Annotated in this window: 10 protein-coding genes; 6 read left to right on the forward strand and 4 right to left on the reverse strand. The window is 53.0% G+C overall.

Translation table 11 applies throughout. The annotated features are described in order from the left end of the window. Positions 1–164: 164 nt before the first annotated feature. Positions 165–1,715 (reverse strand): serine hydrolase, encoded by a 1,551-nt coding sequence (locus JC200_RS13925; protein WP_274432286.1) that lies wholly within the window; start codon positions 1,713–1,715, stop codon positions 165–167. Positions 1,716–1,908: 193 nt separating this feature from the next. On the opposite strand from JC200_RS13925, the gene JC200_RS13930 reads away from it, so the two are divergent. After that, on the forward strand, positions 1,909–3,039 hold the full coding sequence (locus JC200_RS13930) for an LCP family protein (protein WP_274432287.1): 1,131 nt from the start codon (positions 1,909–1,911) through the stop codon (positions 3,037–3,039). 68 nt (positions 3,040–3,107) lie between these two features. Here the strand turns inward: JC200_RS13930 and JC200_RS13935 are convergent, their stop codons facing one another. Then, the gene (locus JC200_RS13935) at positions 3,108–3,758 is read right to left on the reverse strand and encodes a polysaccharide deacetylase family protein (RefSeq protein ID WP_274432288.1); all 651 of its coding nucleotides are present in this window, start codon (positions 3,756–3,758) and stop codon (positions 3,108–3,110) included. 203 nt (positions 3,759–3,961) lie between these two features. Between JC200_RS13935 and JC200_RS13940 the strand changes: the two genes are divergently transcribed. The 5 genes from JC200_RS13940 to JC200_RS13960 all read left to right on the forward strand — a co-directional run bounded on the left by JC200_RS13940 (position 3,962) and on the right by JC200_RS13960 (position 11,659). Beyond that, the gene (locus tag JC200_RS13940; protein WP_274432289.1) at positions 3,962–6,145 is read left to right on the forward strand and encodes a peptidoglycan D,D-transpeptidase FtsI family protein; all 2,184 of its coding nucleotides are present in this window, start codon (positions 3,962–3,964) and stop codon (positions 6,143–6,145) included. Positions 6,146–6,351: 206 nt separating this feature from the next. Beyond that, positions 6,352–7,392, forward strand: a complete 1,041-nt coding sequence (locus JC200_RS13945; protein WP_274432290.1) for a L,D-transpeptidase — start codon at positions 6,352–6,354, stop codon at positions 7,390–7,392. 278 nt (positions 7,393–7,670) lie between these two features. Then, on the forward strand, positions 7,671–8,807 hold the full coding sequence (locus JC200_RS13950; protein WP_274432291.1) for a C40 family peptidase: 1,137 nt from the start codon (positions 7,671–7,673) through the stop codon (positions 8,805–8,807). A 36-nt stretch (positions 8,808–8,843) separates the two neighbouring features. Continuing rightward, the gene (locus JC200_RS13955; protein WP_274432292.1) at positions 8,844–10,244 is read left to right on the forward strand and encodes a glutamate decarboxylase; all 1,401 of its coding nucleotides are present in this window, start codon (positions 8,844–8,846) and stop codon (positions 10,242–10,244) included. 221 nt (positions 10,245–10,465) lie between these two features. After that, positions 10,466–11,659, forward strand: a complete 1,194-nt coding sequence (locus JC200_RS13960) for an MFS transporter (RefSeq protein WP_274432293.1) — start codon at positions 10,466–10,468, stop codon at positions 11,657–11,659. Positions 11,660–11,770: 111 nt separating this feature from the next. Here JC200_RS13960 and JC200_RS13965 read toward each other — a convergent pair whose 3' ends face one another. Together JC200_RS13965 and JC200_RS13970 are read right to left on the reverse strand one after the other, a co-directional pair. Next, positions 11,771–13,777: an acyltransferase family protein gene (locus JC200_RS13965; protein WP_274432294.1), complete on the reverse strand. Its 2,007-nt coding sequence runs from the start codon at positions 13,775–13,777 to the stop codon at positions 11,771–11,773. A 443-nt stretch (positions 13,778–14,220) separates the two neighbouring features. After that, positions 14,221–15,360: an outer membrane protein assembly factor BamB family protein gene (locus tag JC200_RS13970; RefSeq protein WP_274432295.1), complete on the reverse strand. Its 1,140-nt coding sequence runs from the start codon at positions 15,358–15,360 to the stop codon at positions 14,221–14,223. Between the last annotated feature and the right edge of the window lie 142 nt (positions 15,361–15,502).

A 15,502-nucleotide genomic window follows, 5' to 3' on the forward strand; every position in this document is an offset into this window, starting at 1 on the left:
AGGTGGATTTGTTCGATGTCTGTGACCTACGCCGTGTGTGTTGTGTGATCACGGTCACAAAGAACGTGAGATGCGTGCTTGGGTTTCTAAGCAGACGCAGGGATTTTAGTGCGGAGTGCCTGTATTTGCTAATGCGGTCGGCCCGCACGCTCGGAGAGAATTGCTCAGCCTTGGCCGAGCGTCGTCCAGACCATTTGTGACACCTTGTCATCCGTGTGAACGCCGTACTGCTCCGACACGTTGCCCGCACTTAACACGGCGATCACGTAGTTTCGTCCGTCGCCGTTCACGTATCCAACACTGTTGACCCACCATTTCTGAGGGTAGGGCAGCCAACCGTTCTTCAGTGCCACGCTGGCGCCAGCTGACAGCGGGCCGCTGGACACGCCCCAGTCTTCCGACGCGATCACGTGCTCCATTAGGTTGAGGCCGTAGTCCCGTTCCGACGTGCTCAACAGGTTGTTGGGGTAGGCGAACAGGCGCATCAGGTCGACCTGGTCCTGCGCGGTGGTTCGCGTCAGCCCCCACTGACCACCGGAACCGGGTGTCGTGTCCGTCATCCCGGCTTTGGTTAGGAACGATTGAATCGCGGTGCTGCCACCCGCGTCATTCCACAGTGTGGAAGCCGCATTGTTGCTGCTGTCTTCAATCATCGGAACCGCTTGCTTTTGCTCCGACGTTGGCAAAGGCTGGCCGGTAGTCCCTGACGTGTGCAGAAGGTCGGCGAGGATTGTCATCTTTACGATGCTCGCTGTGTCGTATCTTTGTCGCCTGTTGTAGAGGTAGGTGTGCCCGTTGTTTGCGTTGTAGACGGCGACGGACACAGTGTCGTTTCTGCTGTTCAGGTACGAAGTGAATGCGCTGTTGAACAGCCACTTGTTTGACGTCACGGGAGGTTGTTCTGCTGCCGCGAGTTTGGCGATGGCGTCCGTGAGCTGTTGGACGAGCTGAGCATGTTCTGAGACTTCCTGGACGAGTGGCAGGTTGAAGTACTGCTTGGCAGCGGCTAAGGCTTCCTCTGCGGTATTCGTCGCCGCGCCATCTCCGGAGGCTTTTTCGACCAGGGCGGAGAGTTGTTGTTCGAGACGAACTACGTCGGCCGGTTGGTTGTTCACGAGTCCGCCACTCATCCGTTTGAGTTGTGCCTGCTCGCGCTGGATCTCTGTGACTTGGGATGACCAGGCCGCGATGAGTCGGTCGAGGGCCGCCGGTGTTTGGGCTGAATTGATCGCGTTTTGTGCTTTTTGCTGATCAGGTTGACCTCCGTTTACTTGCTGCAGTTCATTCCAGGCGGCTTCGGCCTTTTGCCGGCTCGAGGCCATGGTGGACGACCAGACATGCGCTGTCTGTTGGCCAATGTTCTGGAGTTCGGTGTCCGCCCCGTTGACACTGGCCGCCCAGCTAGTGGGAACGATACCTTCGTGAGAGCCGGTGACCGTCGCTAACTCCTTTCTGAGGGCTTGCAGTTGCCCTGACGTGATTCCGTGTTTATGGTCATAGTTCCATTCCGCCTGCAGGTGTTGCGCCTTTGCGTCAAATACCGCTCGGTTGTGCATGGCAAAGCCAGGAAAACCACCTATGACAAGCGCCGTCGGAACGATGGCAGCGATACCGATACTGACAGGTTTGGCGAAACCTTTAGTGGATTTACGGTGAAGCCGTTTACGACGACGAGTTTGATGAGGCTGTGAGTCTGGACCGTTATGAATCGCCAAAGCAACATCACCCCTTCCGTGCATACTTGAGCATTACAGCGTATCACTGAGAAGACGTAAAGGTCTGTGGGAAGGTTACATAAAGGTTTCGGATCGCGACGGTTTCAACATCCGCAAAGTGGGTGACGAGTACGAATCACGAGGTTCGGCAACAGTTAAGGGGGGGCTTTCAAAGCGAGCTGGGGGGAGAAAAATGCGTTACTCACGTCACCGTCGTGTTGGTCTGAAACTTGTTGGGCTTACAACCGTGCTCCTACTCATAATGGGAGTGGGAACGGGATTGCATGAATACCGGCATCTACAGGCCAAGCACCACTTCGCCAATCTACAGACGGTTACACCAGTGCCTGACGTTCCGGTGAAGAAGAACACCGTCGCACCGCGTCCCACAAAACCTAATCTCCCTGGGACGTTCAACGTACTTCTCATGGGTTCCGACGCGCGACCGGACGACACCATCAGCCACTCGGACACGCTCATGATGGTTCACGTGGACCTGAACCATCACCTCTACAGCATACTGAGCCTGCCGCGCGACGCACGAAGCTATAGTCGCCGTTACGGGTATACCAAGCTGAACACGATTCAGTTTATGAACGAGGACAGGTACGGCGCTGCCGAGGGGGTCCGCCGGACTGTCGCGGACATCTCACAACTCACCGGGGTACCTATCCACTTTTACGCAGAAACGAATTTCTATGGTCTCAAGGACATGATCGACGCGGTCGGGGGCATTGAGATGGACCTGCCGTACGACATTCGAATCACTCACCCCCTCCCCTCAGACGGAGGCTACGCGGGGAGAGTTTTTAAGAAGGGCCAACACTTTTTCAACGGGGACGCAGCCATTGAAGTAGTGCGCGAGCGGTACTCTGTTCCTGGAGGCGACTACGCGAGGCAGCAAATGCAGGCGAATGCCGTTATCGCCCTGGTCCACGAGGCTACCAAGCCGCGGAATCTGACTCGTTTGCCACGACTCGCAGCAAGTGTCCGAAAGCTCTTGGTCGCGACGAATCTGAGAACTGACGACCTAGTCAGCCTCGGTCTGGCCGTGAAATCCGATTTCCGTCCGAACGAACAGGTCCACTATTTCCAAATACCCAGTATTGATACTCGGGCCTACGACCAGGTGCTGCACGCATCGAATGACGAGCTGCTGTTGGACGCGCACAAACTGCAATGGGTGGTTCAGACCTACTTTCTGGGTAGCGCCGCTGGTGCTCCACCGACGAACGTCCCAGCAAACGGAGGCGGGGCGCCGGTCACGGACGCCCCGGCCAACCGCGCGCGGGACTTTCGTCCGCTGGGTGGGCCGAGGCGTTGATGCCTGTCATGAAACGCACTTCACGGGAACTCTTGTGAGTATGATGTCGATGCACGAAGTGGACCGCATCAGAGCGTTCGGAACACGTACCCGTGAGCCTTGTAGTATCTGATAATCGTTGGGAGCGCTTTTACGGTATATCTGCTGTCACTGACGCCGTCGTGGAACAGCACAATTGATCCAGGACGGGCCCTGCCCTCGACGTTTCGTACGACAAAGTCGGCAGATGTGGCTTTCCAGTCTAGGGAGTCCACGCTCCAATACATGACGCGGTGGCCAAGCCTGTTCACCATCGGGATTTCGCTTCGGTCAAGAGCACCGTAGGTGGGGCGGTAGTATCGGGGCTTGTGTCCCGTGACTTGCGAAATGGCTGTGTCTGCCATCGTGACCTCGGACAGGACGACTCGCCGCGGTTGGCCGGGCAGGTAGCGATGATCAAAGCCGTGACTTCCGACTTCGTGTCCTTCTCTCTGCATCCTCCGCACAATCGCAGGGAGGTCTCGGCACCGGTACCCAAGCACAAAGAAGGTCGCATGCACATGTTCTCGTCTCAGGACATCTAAAATCTGAGGGGTATAGAGCCCGCTCGGCCCGTCGTCAAACGTGAGGTAAAGAACCTTACTTTGCGAGGCGAAGGCCGTATTCTGAGGTCCAGGCTGCAAAGCCACGGACACCGACGTGATGAAGATTGCTGCAAGGAGAATTGTAACTTTACGCAAAAGGAATCACCGCCTTACCAAGTGTTCATGATTCCCGCCAGGCACACCTTTAAGTCTGGGAAATGGGACCAATTCTCGTCTCTATGAGCGCACACAGAAACCCTTCCTTTCAGTCCGATCGCGACCTTATTTCAAACGGATTTCGAAGTCCGTGCAGTAATCTACTACACGGACTAAGTACTCAAGGCAAAGGGGGGCCGGCAATGAAGTGGCGCCTTCGTCCGCATTCGGGCGGCAAACGGTTGTTCCGGCGCCGATCTGCAGGCGACTTGGGGGCCCGTGCTAGAAAGGAACAATTGAAGAGGCAACGGAAAAACCACCAAGCGGTACGTTCTAGCGCAGTGTTTGCGACAGTGTTCGTCGCCATGTCGGCTTTGGTGTTCCGGTTGGGCTACGTGCAGATCACGAAAGGCGCTGCCTTTCGTGCAAATCAGAACGTCAGCACGGTTCAGCGGATCCCGATTATGCCTGCTCGTGGTCGGATTTACGATTCAACTGGGCAACTGCTAGCGTACGACAAACCAAGCTACAGTCTGTTTTTGACACGGATTCAGAAGGTCAACACCACGAATTCTGAGGTCGCTCGCATGGCTGCGCTGCTTGCACCGCAGTTCCAGCAAAAGACCGCGCAGGTTGTGCAACTACTCGAATCTCAGCAACAGTACTCCACGATTACCTTGTTTAAGAATATTTCTAAGTTGCAGCTGACGTTTGTCGAAGAGCATCAAGCTTCGTTGCCAGGCGTGAGCGTGCAACTCGCTAGTCAGCGAAGTTACCCGAACGGAGACCTGCTTGGGCAAGTTCTCGGCTATGTGGGGCCAATTACACCACAAAACGTCAACTACTACCTCAATCATGGATATATGGAGAATCAACAGGTTGGCGTGGCAGGTCTCGAGTTGCAGTACGAAAATTTGTTGCGCGGCACGACGGGTTACCAGGAAGAGGAGTTCAGCCTGACGAGTTCAGGAGCCACACATGTCGGCACCGTACCACCCGTTGCCGGCAAAAATCTGGAATTAACTATCAACGGAAGAGTGCAGGCATACACCCAGCAGCTTTTGCTGAACACCATTCAGAAATACGACCAGCAGAATCACATTAAGATTCCAGAAGCAGCGGCAGTGATGTTAAACGTCCATACGGGCGGCGTGATCGCAATGGTTAGCTATCCCTATATGGATCCGAATTGGTTTGTGCCGGGCAACAACTTCGCTGCACATGCGCAGTACTTAGCGACGTCCGGTGCAGAGCAAAACAATGTGATTCAAAATCCGCACCGGCCCGGTTCAACGGTGAAGCCGAGCAACCTCATTACAGCGCTCGACTACGGCATCATCACGCCGAACACGGTATTCAACGACAACAGCATCTACCAACAGATTGGGACGTATCAGATGCGGGAGGACGCCAGCTATGGTCTCGTCAACGACATCAAAGCCATCGCGGTGTCTGACGACCGCTTCTTTTATAACGTAGGGCTTGACTTTGGCAAGTGGCTCGGTAGCACCTCGACCAATGGCGGCTACCCGGCAGGGGGTAACCTTCAAAAGTGGCGCAACACAGACTTCATTCGTGGCCTGACAGACATTGCAGCCGGTGAGCTGCGGTTTGGCCTTGGCCGCATCACAGGTATCGACCTGCCAGGTGAAGAAGCAGGCGGTTTCTATATGGAGCACTTGACGCAGAACAGCTCGTATACGCAGCTTCTGACACAGCAGAACGTACAAAACATACGAGCGCAGTTGAAAAAGACGGGCTCCTACACGAACTACGGCAGCCCCTACGACCTAGCTGCTATGGCGTTCGGAATGGGTCAGCAGTTCACGCCAATAGAACTTGCTCAGTACGTGACGACGATTGCCAACGGTGGCAAGCGTCTGACGCCGCACTTGCTGCAGGCTATCTACCCACCGGGGCTGCACCAAACGCTGTCCGGACAGAAGCCACTCAAGGTGATCCCGACGCAGGTACAGGCCAACCTACATCTTAATCCGACGTATCTCCACCTCGCTCAGGAAGGCATGTACCAGGCGGCTCACTACCCGCTTGGTACCGTCTATGGTGGATTTATCGGCGCTCACTATGCGGTGGCTGGTAAAACGGGGACGGCGGGTATCTACCTGCCGGGTATTCAGGGAAAGGTGAACAACTCGGTGTTTATCGGGTTTGCGCCGTTTAACAACCCGCAAATTGCCGTGGCTGTGATGGTGCCGGGGGCCGGCTATGGAGCTCAGACCGCCGTGCCGATTGGCCGTGCGATGATGGACGCCTACTTTAACAGCGTGCACGCGAGTTTCATGCCGAAGAGTGGCTGGACGAATCAAAACATCCCAAAGAACTGGAAACAGATGTCGGCCTACACTGTCCCGGAGCACGCGAAATAGGGAACAATAACAAAGAGGAGACGGGTGCTTGACCACCGGTCTCCTCTTTGTTATTGAATCGACTTTGTCTTCATTGTCGGTCATATCTGAAAAAACGGAGCATGACTTCCTGTGCGACGTTTTGTATTAGAATTCTAGTGAGTGGCTTTATGATACTACAAGAATAGCTAGAAATTTACTACTGTACTCTGTTTGGGTGGTGCATTATGAAACTTAAGGGCTTGTCTATCACTGCGCTGTCTGTGTCGGTCGTTTGTGGACTGGTTATTTACCTAGGTGTGCATGTCCGACATGTACAACTGAAGCAGAACGCTGCTAAGTCCGTCGCAATCACAAGTTCAAAGTGGGAGGCGTTCAAAGGCATTCACCTAACCTTTTCGGAGCCCCTCGAGGCAGTTACATGGACGATGGATGGGCACGCAAAAACGATTCATCTAAAAAAACCGTCTGCCTCTGTGTGGTTGAACTCTGTGCTTCCTCAAGGTCAAAAGTCTTCTGTTGAAGTCCAAAGTGTGGAGACTACATACAATCAAACGGTCACGGAGTCCTGGAAGTTGTCGGACGTCTTAGCTAAGCCGCTTCAAGTCATCACAGACCCAGGTACCTGGCAACTCAATGTTTCCCGCAACGGGCCATATATGGTCCAATTCAGTGCGCCGATTCTTGATCGTAATGGGGCCACAAAAGCGGTTGTTTTCAAACCGTCCATCCCCGGTAAGTGGGTTTGGAAGAACTCTGAGACTGCTGATTTTTATCCGATGGATCCTGTTCCGCCCACGGCCCAAGAAACACTGGTCGTTGGTGATGGCATCAAGGGTCCAGTCAGCGATGCAGGTCAATTCATGGCTTCGCCAGTCACAAGACCGTTCATTACAGCTAGTGACGAAAAAATTGTGGTCCAGGAACAGTTGCCTGAGACGTTGAGCCTCTACAAAAATGGGAAAGTGATTTTTCAGTCTCTATGTAATACGGCGGTACCGGGTGCATATACGCCCACAGGGACCTTTTATATTCGCTCCAAATATTCCTTTGTAGACATGAGGGGAGTCAATCCGAATGGGGTAGCCTATAATGACCCTCACGTCCCTTGGGTGATGGGGTTGATTGGTAACGTTGCGATTCACGGGTACCCGCGTGCAACGTATGGATGGCCTCAGAGCAATGGCTGTGTGGAACTGCCAATCTCGGCTGCGAAGCGTTTGTACAGCATGGTGAAAGTCGGAACTCCTGTCGAAATCATGAGTTAACGAGGAAGCGCGAGAATCGTGGGTTTGCCGGACTCCGTCGGTTGCACTGCTGGTTCCGGCATGCTTGTGATGGGCTAGTTTCAGGCAACCTGGATGGACTACGACTGCACCCCTAGGCGGGGGTGCAGTTCAATATTGCTTGGAAACATAAATACGTGTCATGCGCTAGATTGCTATCATTTTATGTTACCATGTATAAGAATGTCAGATTACGATAGATTATGGCGAGCCTTAGTAATCTAGCAAAGAGGGCTTAGCCGACTGAAGGAGGAGAAGGTTTGCGGAAACGCGGTTTGTCTGTTGTCGCGATGCTATCAACTCTGCCGGTCATCCTGTCACCTGTACTAGCCCACGCGGCGACGAACACCAAGACCTATGAAGTGCGGCCCGGAAACTGTTTGTATGACATTGCTAGTAGTTTCCACATCAGCGTGAGTTCATTGGAGAAGGCCAATCCCAAAGTCCACAATGGCCTTATCTACCCCGGTGAAATACTGTCGATCCCAGGGAACGGGCCTTCCGGTAGTCAAGTAAAGACACCCGTTAATCATTACACAACGGGCTCCGGAACGTACAAAGTAAAGCCTGGAAACTCCATGTATGGGATTGCAAGCAGCTACCACATCAGCTTGAGTTCATTGGAGAAGGCCAACCCCAAGGTACACAATAACCTTATCTACCCCGGTGAAATGCTTTCCATTCCAGGGAAGGTGACGCCCGGTAGTCAGGTGAAGAAGGTGACGCCCGGTAGTCAGGTGAAGAAGGTGACCGCTAGTCGGCCGAGGACGTCCGTTACGCATTACACAACAGATGCCAGGACATATCAAGTGAAGCCTGGGAACTCTTTATACGAGATCGCAAATAGCTTCCACATCAGCCTGAGTTCACTGGAAGAGGCCAATCCTAAGGTACATAATGGCCTGATCTATCCTGGCGAAACCATTGCTATCCCCTCAACTACGACTGCGAGTCGAACGGTGCCTGCTTCGGTAAAAACCTCTCCTGCTTCGTCACAATCCCTAGCACAGGAAGTTTTACAAACTGCTTACCACCTAGAAGGGATTCACTATCATTGGGGTGGCGCGAGTCCAGCGACCGGCTTCGACTGTTCCGGATTCGTCCAATATGTATTCGCTACTCACGGTATTCACCTCCCCCGTACGGCAAGTGAGCAGGCTCAAGTAGGACGGCCAGTTCCGTTAAGTCAACTACAACCGGGTGATTTGTTGTTTTTCGTTAATACGTATTCGTATCCGACGAAACAGGTAACTCATGTAGCGATTTACATTGGAAACGGCAATGTGATTGAGTCGTCATCCGTACGGAATCAAGGTGTCATGGTGATTCACAATATCATGCAGGACCCTTGGTACCGCTCGCGGTATTACGGAGCGCGTAATGTAGTTGGGAGCTAAGGACAGTCAAACAACCCGCGGAAGGAGTATGATACAGTGCCACATCATAACCCACGTCACGCGCAGCAGAAGTTACCCGAAGACCTATCCGTGAATCCAATGTTTAGCCGTGAAGAGCACGGGGTTCCGCGTTTTCGCATGCGTGATGTAGGCATGTTGCCGGACAACGCATACCAAATCATACACGATGAAATTGCCCTGGATGGTAATGCTCGTTTAAACCTCGCAACATTCGTTGGAACGTGGATGGAACCAGCCGCCAATCGCTTGTACGCGGAATCTGTCGACAAAAACATGATTGATAAGGACGAATACCCGCAAACAGCCGCAATTGAGGAACGCTGTATCCGCATTATCGCTGATCTCTGGCACGCCCCGAATTCTAGGACAACGATTGGAGTTTCGACGACAGGATCATCGGAAGCATGCATGCTCGCAGGTTTAGCCTTGAAGCGCCGCTGGCAGGCCGCTCGCAGGAAACAGGGAAAACCCGTTGACCGGCCAAACATTGTTTTCAGTTCCGCTGTCCAGGTCGTTTGGGAGAAATTCGCGAACTACTGGGACGTTGAACCCCGCTATGTGAACATCACTCCAGATAGCCCCTATCTGACGCCAGAGGGCGTCCTCGCTGCGGTAGATGAAAACACAATTGGCGTAGTACCGATTCTCGGGGTCACTTATACGGGTATTTATGAACCGATTGCTGCGATTGCCAAGGCCTTGGACGAGTTACAAGCAACGACTGGTTTGGACATTCCCATGCATGTGGACGCGGCTTCCGGTGGATTTATAGCACCATTCCTGCAACCAGACTTAGTTTGGGACTTCAAACTGGAACGTGTGAAATCCATTAATGTCTCTGGACACAAGTATGGGCTTGTATATCCAGGCATTGGCTGGGTGGTCTGGCGCGAAGCTGAGGACCTTCCTGAAGACCTTGTTTTCCGCGTTTCATACCTAGGTGGAAATATGCCGACCTTTGGTTTGAACTTCTCTCGTCCTGGAGCACAGGTGATCCTTCAATATTACAACTTTCTCCGATTGGGGAAAAATGGGTATTTGTCGGTGCAAAAGGCTTCTCAGTCAGTCGCCCAATTTCTTAGTGCAGAAATCAGCAAGATGGGGCCGTTTGAGCTTTTGAGCGACGGTTCTGATATTCCTGTATTTGCCTGGCAGCTGAAGAGCGGCCATACGCCAAATTGGAACCTTTACGACTTGTCAAGTCAACTGCGGATGTACGGTTGGCAAGTCCCAGCCTACCCGATGCCCCCTGGCATGGAAGAAGTAACGATTATGCGGGTTGTGGTTCGCAACGGATTTTCTATGGACCTAGCTCACCTGTTCTTAATGAATTTCCAGCAAGCCGTGACGTTTCTAGAGTCCCTGGATGGTCCCATACCACATGCAACGAAGAAAGATAACGGATTCCATCATTAAAACGCAGTGGGGAACAATCTGTGACATCTTCAGCCGCGGCGTAGAAGGTGTTACAGATTGTTTCATTCGCTCTTCTTGAGTTCTCTGGAGAGGGGATTCGAATGCAGAAGCAGCGTTTAGTCAAATGGGTCTGACATACGCTCCGGTATGACATCCAAGAAGCATTAGGCTTTGACTTAGTGTAGAGTGCGATGGCGTCCGCATCTGGAAGAGGGATGTATATGACTACGAATTGGAGACGCACGCTGTGGATATTATGGGCGGCAAACTTCAGTGTAACAGCGGGTATGAGTCTAGTGATTCCGTTTTTGCCTTTATACATCGAGAAACTTGGAATTCATAATTTAGCTGCCATGGAACGCTGGTCAGGCTGGGTCTTTTCAGCTCAATTCGTAACCTCTGTGTTCTTTCAACCGATATGGGGAGCTTTCGCAGACAAACATGGGCGAAAAGTTATGCTGCTTCGGGCAGGCATCGGAATGGGGGTTGTGACAGCCTTAATGGGGGCAGTAGGCGCGGTTTGGGAATTGCTGCTGCTGCGTCTGTTCAACGGTATTTTCTCTGGTTTCATATCTATGTCCGTATCCTTGCAAGCATCGATTACGCCCAATGAAGAATCTGGTCGCGCTCTGGGGATGCTCCAAACGGGTGCCATTGTAGGTAACCTCATTGGACCCCTGATTGGTGGGGCACTCGCTGAAGCGATTGGCTTTCGGGGAGTGTTCTTTTGTACGGGCGGTATGTTACTCATAGCCAGCGTGATTGTCATGTTATTTGTTCATGAGCAACACAAGCCGATGGTTCGAAGGAAAGGGGAAACTCGCGGTATCGGCAAGTTGCGGCCATTGTTTCCTGTGTTTATAGCGGCTACGTTCATACAGGTTGGCATGATGAGCATTGAACCAATCGTCACAATCTATGCCAAGACATTGTATACGGGACCCCACTTAGCACTGATCGCGGGCTTGGTGGTTTCGATTACGGGTGTGGCCAATTTGGTCGGTGCCCCGTCGCTGGGGAGACTAGGAGACCGGATTGGACAACGAAAAGTCCTCATGCTTGCCACATGCGCAGCTGCGGCGATGTACGTTCCACAAGCTTTGGCTGGGAACATTGGTGTGTTGTTGGTGGGAAGATTTATGCTAGGCCTGTTTATTGGTGGGATGATACCCTCGCTCAATGTATTGGTGAAGAAGAAGGCTCCTCCGGAACTATTGGCAACGGCCTTTGGGATAAATTCTGCATCTACATTTTTGGGGAATTTGCTTGGCCCACTCATCGGCAGTAGTGTGGCGGCCGCTTATGGAATCAGAAATGTTTTTTACGTCACGATGTTAATTCTAGTGGCGAACGCAGTGATGATTTTCTTCAACCGCCAATTGGACGCAGAGCCAGTGGCGGTTGTTCAGGGTTAGCATCTGGTTGCTTCTGCCAAACGGAACCCCAGGGGCTTTGCGGTGTATCGGAGCCGAGGCTGTTCCGTCTACGGACGGAGTGCTGCGTACAAGATTCCCTCGTAACCGATATTACGAACTTGGAGCGTTCAAAGCGTGCGCAATCAGTGATGCGAAATAGCTCGCGCCAACCGGATTCAAATGAACCCCGTCAGGGTAAAAATATGAGTTTTTGCCCGCGCTGGCAGCGTACCAATTGACGAGCGTCGTATTTGGGTACGTTGACGCTACCTTCGCCAGGACCTGATTCACGTCGGTCTCCCATGGACGTGGTACGCGCGTGTTGACGAGGACCACCTGCTTCACAGGACCGAGCGAATTCAACAGTGATATTAGCTGCTGTTCTGTGAACGGGCCGTTCGTCCCTAGTTCGATGATTACCCGGTTACCTAACTCGCCTTCTGACTTTAAGGTGTTCACGACAGTCTGGGCATGGATCATCTGGCGGCCAATCTTAGCATCGACTACGATGCCAGGGAACAACTGCTTCAGGTACGGAGTCGCGTCTATCATGATTGAGTCGCCGATCGCGGTTATTCCCACACCTGACCGTGATTGTGTCGTTTTGGTCGTTCCTGGTTGTCCACCTGGCTGTGTTTGTCCAGAAGGCTTTTGCTCGCCACCCTGTGGGGGCGTCTTGTTCTCCGTAGCGCTGTGCGAGTTCGACGTATGGTGCGTTGGCTGAGAGGTCTTCACACCGGTTTCGTCTTTCGTTGCGGCGCGGCCAGGCGTCCCCGGTTTTTGCTTGCCGGCGCTATCTGCGCTCCTGTGAGTCCCAGTGGGTGTCTGTCCCTTACGCTTGGGAACGGGCACAACTGCCTTCGAAGGCTGAATGGTGTTGACTGTCGTGGCCGCACTAGATGTTGATCCCGGTGCTAATTCGACCGTCCCGATACATATCGAGACGACAAGAATTCCCGTGAGCGGCACGAACCATGGGCGGCGAGATAGCGCTAGCCGCCCGGTACGAGGCAGTTTGTCTGCCTTGGCCAGTGGTGTGAACCGATGTGTGCGTATGGGAGATTCAATATACCGCCAAGAGAGGGCCGCGAGGCATATGCTGGCGATGACTTGTAAACCGTCGCGTACCACATTTGTACCCGTACTTACAATGGGGCTCGTGAGTACGATGACTGGGTAGTGCCACAAATAGATTCCATACGAGCGAACTCCCAGCCACCTCAAGGGTTTCCATCCCAACAGTTTACCCAGTTGACTTGCTGGGTGCACAATTGCTGCGATGGTGACCGCGGTCGCCAGAGCGGCAAGCACGAGTCCGCCACGGTAGAGAAAGGTGCCATACTCATTTGTCCGCCAAATCATGAGCACGATAAACAGGATGCCAAGGGCCCCGAAGAAGTCGAGCACCAGGACACGGTAGCGGGGGGTGCCGGTTTGGAGGCGCTCGCTCGGCCAAGTGAAGGCGAGTGCAGCACCGATGAGTAGGGCAAAGGCGCGCGTATCCGTCCCATAGTACACCCGACTCGGATCCGAGCCGGGTTGGTAGATCAGCGCCATCGCCAAACTGGACACTAGACTCATAGCGAGTATGATGGAAACCCACCATCCGCGCCGTCGTATAAATCGCAGTCCAAAACTGAGTACCAAGGGCCAAACCAGATAAAATTGTTCCTCAACTGCCAGTGACCACAGGTGCCCGAGAGGGGATGGACGACCAAAACTGGAGAAGTAGGATACCTTATGGAAAATAAACCACCAATTGCTGATGTAGAGGAGAGCGGCAATTACGTCGCCGCGAAGTGCGACTACTTGCACGCGGTCGAACAAACAAACCCACAGAACCACTACAAGCAACATCGTGAGCAATGCGGGCAGTAACCTGCGTGCCCGCCGAATCCAGAAATCGGCAAGCAGTGGGTGCCCATCTGTTTTCCATTGACCGAGAAGGATGTCCGTGATCAGGTAACCTGATAACACAAAGAACACGCCGACACCAATAAGCCCGCCGGGAGCGAACCTAAGGTTCAGATGATATGCGATCACGGCGAAGACTGCGAAGGCTCTCAGTCCGTCTAGTCCCGCTATGTAACGTCGGTGACCATTGGCTGGTTTGGGCATGTGTGTGTCCACTCCGATCTCGGTGAGGGTCAAGCCCACGAGTCATTCTTGCGTGTGAGAAACCCATTGTTCGTACTGAGTAAGAATCACGATCGCTGGGGATGTGGCGCAGCATACGACCTGCTTCAGTGATCACCGACATGCTCCGACGGAATGCGAGGAAAACAGACCACGTCTGATAAATAGACGGAATGAGGGATAGACATGTTTCACGTTTGCATGAGTTGAAAATATTTTCTGTTCTGGAACACTGCCCGCATCTCCAACTCGGCTTTCCACTGCCTCAGCAGGTGTGGGGTTGTCACTGTGAAAAATCCCCGCCTGATCGCATGGCGGGGAATCTGGCTTTAGTGGTTGGCTTGAGTTATGCGCCCTAGTGGTGTTCCTCGTCCTTCGGGGTGCGGCGTGCAACTGACGTCGTTTGCAACGCGGCAGGTCAACTCTTAATAGCCGTTGCCGGGGTAACTCCAGAGGTGGTGGCCAATCGGGTTATTTCCTCCTGGTGTAATTCCTGCCGGTAAGAAGTCGACACCGTCGGGAATGTGCAGGTAGCCTGGCGCTGTGCCTGGTACGCCAGTATGACCGTACTGCCAGACAATCTTGTTCGTCTTTGGATTAATCACAATCACGCGGTCGTGGTAGTCGTCGTTGAGTAGTACCATGCCATTGGGGAGTTCTGTGACGAGAGACGGGTGATTGAGTTCTCCGGGACCGGATGTAGGACTATAGCTCCAGAGCACCTTGCCAGAAGGAGACATTTTCACGATGGCTCCTGGATTGGTGTAAAAAGCGACAATCACATTGCCGTGAGGCGTGAAATTCGCGTCCGAAGGGTAACTGAATTGGCTTGGGAAGTGGACAGTCCACAAGATTTTTCCGTTCTTATTGAGACGAATTGCATCGTTGCCGTTAATCTGTGTGACCAACATTCCCCCGTTTGGTGCTGGAAAATCCCCATTGGGCGCTCCATATGTGATCGGTGGATTGACCCTCTGCACTCCAGTCTGTCCGTATTGCTTGATGATGGATTTGGTTTTCCTGTTAATGAACAAGATCCGCTGATTTCGGATATCGGCCACAGTAATGACGTTCTTACCCCCTTTGTTATAGAGGAAGGCGTCATCAGGCGTGTTCAGGTAGCCGGGAGCTGAGCCCGCGACGCCTGGATGGCCGTATTGCCAAACGATTTTTCGAGATTTGAAGTTGATAATGGCCAGGGCGTTGTTATTTTCTTCGTTCGTAATGATTTCGTCGAATTTTGGCCCAAAAAACACGTCGTCGTCGTCCACGAGTCCTGATTTTTGTCCAGGCGCAGGGTATTGCCAAACGATTTTCTTGCCTGGCGTAACAAGCAATATTCGGTTGTTGCTGGAGTCGGCGATAAGGACGTCGCCAGGCAAGATACTGCTGGCTTTTGTGGCCCCGTACGGCAGTGCTTGTCCAGCCTTTTTGGCAACGGCCGGTTTTGCTGGTGGCGTAGAGTTGCTTTTCGCAGCGTTGCTGGTCGGCCCGGCGAGTGCGCATCCTGTGAGAAGCGGAAACAGAACCGCTCCAACTCCAATCAATTTCGTATAACGCTGCAACATATACATCCCCTTCACTGTTGTAAACCAACTTACTGCGTAAAGCAGTGAGGAATTTTTCCCTCCGCGATACAAGACGACATAATCCAACACAAAGTTCACAAGTACTTGCACAGGTTAACCTTTTGACCCCAGTGACGTC

This window comes from Alicyclobacillus sp. ALC3 (genome assembly GCF_028751195.1).
Lineage (GTDB): Bacteria > Bacillota > Bacilli > Alicyclobacillales > Alicyclobacillaceae > Alicyclobacillus_L.